The following is a 4,203-nucleotide window of genomic DNA, read 5'->3' on the forward strand; positions in this document are numbered from 1 at the left end:
GGCCCGGCGATGTCCTGCCCGTTCTGCGGTTCCGACGTCGGAAGAACCGACGTCTGCCCGAACTGCGGCGCGCTCAAGGAGGGTGTCGCCATGACCGGATGGCGACCCGACCCGACCGCACGCCACGAAGGCCGCTACTACGTCGCAGGCCGTCCCACCAGCCGAGTGCGTAGCGGGAAGGCCGAGACGACCGATCCCGACGGCGGAAAGCTACTCCCGGCCTATCTCGAGGTGCTGTCCAGGAGCAGGACGAGCATTCGGTCGACGTGGCTGACCACTGCTGCCGTGACCGTTGTGCTGGTGATGTCGGCGGCGGTCATCTGGGCCGTTCTGTTATTGCCGCGTCATAACCCCGGGTCGATCGACGCCGATTTCCTGTCGGCCCTGAAGGACTCCGGATTCGCCGACCAGTTCAACTCCGATGCGAACGCCTTGGCCCATGGCAGGCAGGTGTGCAAGCAACTCGAGGACGGCGGTCCGCAGCAGGGGGTGGCCGCCGACAAGATCGCCGTCGACGCCTTCTGCCCGAGATTCTCGGAGGGTTTCCGTATCCTCGAAACAGCAACCGCGCAGGGGACTTTCGTGTTGATCGACTCATCGAAGGCCTACGTCAGCTCGATCGCGTCCGACGAAGGCAAATGCCGCGGAGAACACGGCTATTCCGATATCGGCAGCGGCACCCAGGTCATGGTGAAGAACGGCAAAGGCGAGATCATCGCCTCCACGTCACTCGGCGAGGGTCACGGCGACGACGTCAATTGCAGGTTTGCCTTCAGCTTCCCGGTCACCGACGGCCAGGACCGTTATGTGGTCTCCGTCGGTCATCGCGGGGAATTCAGCTACAACTTCGAACAGCTGCGGCGAGGCGGCGTCGAGATTCACCTCGGCGAATAGTGGGGGCTACGGATGGCTGCCCGCCCGCGGGAGCTCGTCGTCGTCCCCGCCGCTTTCAGTGGCGTGTTCGTCGGGAACGGGGTAGCGCTCAGGGTGGTGATAGAAGTTGATACGCGCTTGGCCGGTGTCGAGTTGTGGCGGTGGGATCCATTCGGTGCGATCGTCTTTGCGCTTGCAGACGGTCCAGCCGGTTTCGTGCAGCAGCCGGTTGTCGGGTCCGCAGGTGAACGACATCGTGCTGACGTCGGTGTGACCGCCGGTAGACCAGGGGTCGTCGTGGTTGGCTTCACACCAGTAGCCCGGAACAGTGCAGCCCGGCCGGGTGCAACCGCGGTCGCGGGCGTGCAGGACGATGCGTTGGCCGGGGGTTGCGAGGCGCTTGGCACGGGCCAGCGCCAATGGCACGCCGGTATGGTCGTCGAACACTGTCAGGTAGTGATGTGCCTGGGAAGCCAGGCGGATCAGGTCGCGCATCGGCAGCAAGGATCCGCCGCCGGTGACGCCGTGTCCTGCGCCGGATTCCAATTCCTTGAGGGTTGTTGAGACGATGACGGTGACGGGTAGGCCTTTGTGCTGCCCCAACCGTCCGGAGGCGAGAATGCCCCTGCCCACGGCCTTGAATGCGTCATGGCGACGTTGGCCCGGTGTGCGCGTGTCAGAGGTGACGTGCTGCTCGTCGGGTTTCCCGTCGACGCAAGGGTTCTCGTCGTTGGGGTTGCACGCTCCGGGAGCGGCCTCGGTGGCAAAGATGGCCTCCCAGACCGCGCGGCCCTCAGGATCGACTTCCCCATGGATTGGGCTCAAGCCGTTGGGCCGTTGCTTGCCGATTGTGACGGTGCCTTTGCAGTTCAATTCGGCGTCGACGGGTTCAGGTCCGTCCTGATCGATCAGGTAGGCCAGCCGGTCGGCAGCCTTCTGTAACCCGTCGGGGTCATGGTGTGCGGCGACCTCGGCCAGATCAACCTCGGCGTGCTCACGGGTGTCGATATCAACCCAACTCGGCAGATCTTTGACGAACGCGGCGATGATCTTGACATGTTCGGCGCTGATAGCGCCGCGAGCCTGAGCCTCGGCTGTCGGCGCTCATCAGCGGGGGCATCGGCTCACCGGTCAAAGTGGCCCGCGGAGCAAAATTCGCGGCTTCACTGATCAGCCGTTTGGCCTCTTTACCCGAGATCCGCAATAACGTGCACAGTGCCCGTTTCACAGTCTTCTCGCCCAACTCCGCGGGAGGGACCCGGTTCAGGGCGGCCACGATCCGGTGATCGAGAACCGGTAAGCGCCGGACCAGCGTTACCCAGGCCGCGGCCGCCGCCGCCAGCTCCGAAGGGCTCAACCCGTTGAGCGGTTCCGACAACAGGTCATCGAACGCTTCGCCCACCGCGGCGATGCGCTTTACGACCTGCTCGGAACTCATGCTTCGAACAATAGTTCGAAGCATGACATCGACGGTAGGGATTTAAGACAGAATGTCAGTCGCCGGTGCGGTCGAGCAGTTCGGACGAGCCGAGGACCCGCTCGATCCGGACTTCGATCACAACCCGCCGCGGATTGACCCGCGGGGTGCGGTAGCGCTGCGCATAGCGCAGTTCGGCGTCCCGGACCGCCTCGGCGTCGGTGTTGACCGTGGCGCGGCCCTCCAGCGACAACCATCGGGCGCCGTCGACCTGACTGAGGACGGCGACGCCGCGGTGCTCGGCGTTGACCGCCTTTTGCGAGCCCCCACTGGTGATGACCCTGGCGATGTGAGTCTTCGGATCGAAGGTGAACCCGACCGCGACGACGTGCGGCGAATTGTCCGATCGCAAGGTGGTCAACATCGCGAGATGACGCTCGGTGAGGAACGCCAGCGCGTCGTTGGTGAGCCGGGTCGTTGCATTTGCCATCGGCCTCCAAACTAGCGCAGGAGATAATCGCAGCCGTGGATGACACGAGCCGCGGACCAGTGGTCATTTTCGGCGGCCGAAGCGAGATCGGCGTCGAACTCGCGCAGCTGCTGGCACCGGACGCAACCGTGGTGTTGGCCGCCCGCAATCCCGACCGGCTGTCCGAGCAGGTCGCCGCCATCGAGGCGGCCGGAGCGGCCAAGGTCGACGTCCGTGAGTTCGACGCAGACGATCTCGCCTCGCACGGACCACTGGTCACCTCGATCGTGGCCGACTACGGAGCGATCGGCACCGCGGTGCTGGCGTTCGGGATACTCGGCGACCAAACCCGTGCTGAGAAGGACCCGGCACACGCCGCGGCGGTGCTGCACACCGACTTCGTCGCCCAGGCGAGCCTGTTGACCGTACTGTCCGACACCATGAGGACTGCGGGGTCGGGCGCCATCGTCGTGTTCTCCTCGGTGGCCGGCGTGCGGGTGCGGCGCGCCAACTATGTCTACGGCTCCGCGAAGGCCGGACTGGACGGTTTCTGCAGCGGCCTTGCCGACGCACTGCACGGTTCAGGGGTGCGGCTGCTGCTCGTGCGGCCCGGGTTCGTGATCGGGCGGATGACCGAGGGCATGAAACCGGCGCCCATGTCGAGCACGCCTCCGCAGGTTGCCGCCGCGACCGCAAGGGCGCTGGCGAAAGGTCGCAGCACCGTCTGGATTCCGTGGATGCTGCGGCCGTTCTTCGTCGGGATGCGGCTCTTGCCGCAGCGGGTCTGGCGGAGGTTGCCGCGGTGATCGTCGTCATCGGTATCGGCGCCGACGGGATGGCCGGTTTGGCCGCAACCTCCCGGGACGAATTGCGCCGCGCCGCAGTCATCTTCGGGTCCCAGCGGCAACTCGATCTGCTCGACGACACTGTCGAGGCGGTCAGGCGGCCGTGGCCGTCACCGATGCTGCCCGGCCTTCGTACGCTGCTCGACGGCATCGACGGTGACGTGCACGTGGTGGCCAGCGGCGACCCGCTGCTGCACGGTGTCGGCGGCACCCTGATCCGGATGTATGGGCCCGACAAGGTTGCGGTGCTTCCGCATGTGTCCTCGGTGACGCTGGCGTGTTCACGGGTCGGATGGGTGGTGCAGGACACCGAGATCATCAGCCTCGTCACCGCCGAATCCCATACCGCGGTGCGCCGTGGCGGGCAGGCCGTCGTGATGTCCCGCGATGGGGCGACACCAGCCGAACTGGCGCGACTGCTCACCGAAACCGGCCGAGGCGATTCGGAGATCACAGTTCTCGAGCAACTGGGCGGACCCGCCGAGCGGCGGCGGTCGGCGACGGCGCGGGAGTGGGCGGCGCGGCCCCCCGCAGACGTCGACGACCTCAACGTCATCGCCGTGCGATACCTGCCCGACGATCGCCTGTTCGCGGTCCTG

At 66.0% G+C, this 4,203-nt stretch carries 6 protein-coding genes; 3 read left to right on the top strand and 3 right to left on the bottom strand.

Going from position 1 to position 4,203, the window contains the following annotated elements:
- Nucleotides 1-9: 9 nt before the first annotated feature.
- Nucleotides 10-894, top strand: coding sequence for a DUF732 domain-containing protein (locus QOC76_RS01960; RefSeq protein WP_526353618.1), 885 nt, complete (start codon nucleotides 10-12; stop codon nucleotides 892-894).
- Nucleotides 895-900: 6 nt separating this feature from the next.
- Here the strand turns inward: QOC76_RS01960 and QOC76_RS01965 are convergent, their stop codons facing one another.
- From QOC76_RS01965 to QOC76_RS01975, 3 genes are read right to left on the bottom strand one after another with little or no spacing between them, the layout of a single operon-like run.
- A complete protein-coding gene (locus QOC76_RS01965; RefSeq protein WP_526353620.1) occupies nucleotides 901-1,944 on the bottom strand; it encodes an HNH endonuclease signature motif containing protein in 1,044 nt (347 codons plus the stop codon).
- On the bottom strand, nucleotides 1,883-2,311 hold the full coding sequence (locus tag QOC76_RS01970; RefSeq protein WP_526353610.1) for a hypothetical protein: 429 nt from the start codon (nucleotides 2,309-2,311) through the stop codon (nucleotides 1,883-1,885). The genes QOC76_RS01965 and QOC76_RS01970 overlap by 62 nt, the downstream gene beginning before the upstream one ends.
- A gap of 55 nt (nucleotides 2,312-2,366) precedes the next feature.
- On the bottom strand, nucleotides 2,367-2,780 hold the full coding sequence (locus QOC76_RS01975) for a F420-dependent biliverdin reductase (protein WP_526353612.1): 414 nt from the start codon (nucleotides 2,778-2,780) through the stop codon (nucleotides 2,367-2,369).
- A gap of 35 nt (nucleotides 2,781-2,815) precedes the next feature.
- Between QOC76_RS01975 and QOC76_RS01980 the strand changes: the two genes are divergently transcribed.
- Complete coding sequence (locus tag QOC76_RS01980; protein ID WP_526353614.1) at nucleotides 2,816-3,565, top strand: SDR family NAD(P)-dependent oxidoreductase; 750 nt, start codon at nucleotides 2,816-2,818, stop codon at nucleotides 3,563-3,565.
- Nucleotides 3,562-4,203 (top strand): precorrin-6y C5,15-methyltransferase (decarboxylating) subunit CbiE (gene cbiE / locus QOC76_RS01985; protein ID WP_526353616.1); only part of this gene is annotated, 642 nt, incomplete at its 3' end. The genes QOC76_RS01980 and cbiE, both read left to right, overlap by 4 nt.

It is taken from the genome of Mycobacterium sp. (assembly GCF_032159565.1).
Lineage (GTDB): Bacteria > Actinomycetota > Actinomycetes > Mycobacteriales > Mycobacteriaceae > Mycobacterium.

Excerpts from the sequence above, each read along its gene's own strand:
- QOC76_RS01975 (WP_526353612.1), bottom strand. The coding sequence starts at position 2,780 with ATGGCAAATGCAACGACCCGGCTCACCAACGACGCGCTGGCGTTCCTC.
- QOC76_RS01960 (WP_526353618.1), top strand. The coding sequence starts at position 10 with ATGTCCTGCCCGTTCTGCGGTTCCGACGTCGGAAGAACCGACGTCTGC.
- QOC76_RS01970 (WP_526353610.1), bottom strand. The coding sequence starts at position 2,311 with ATGAGTTCCGAGCAGGTCGTAAAGCGCATCGCCGCGGTGGGCGAAGCG.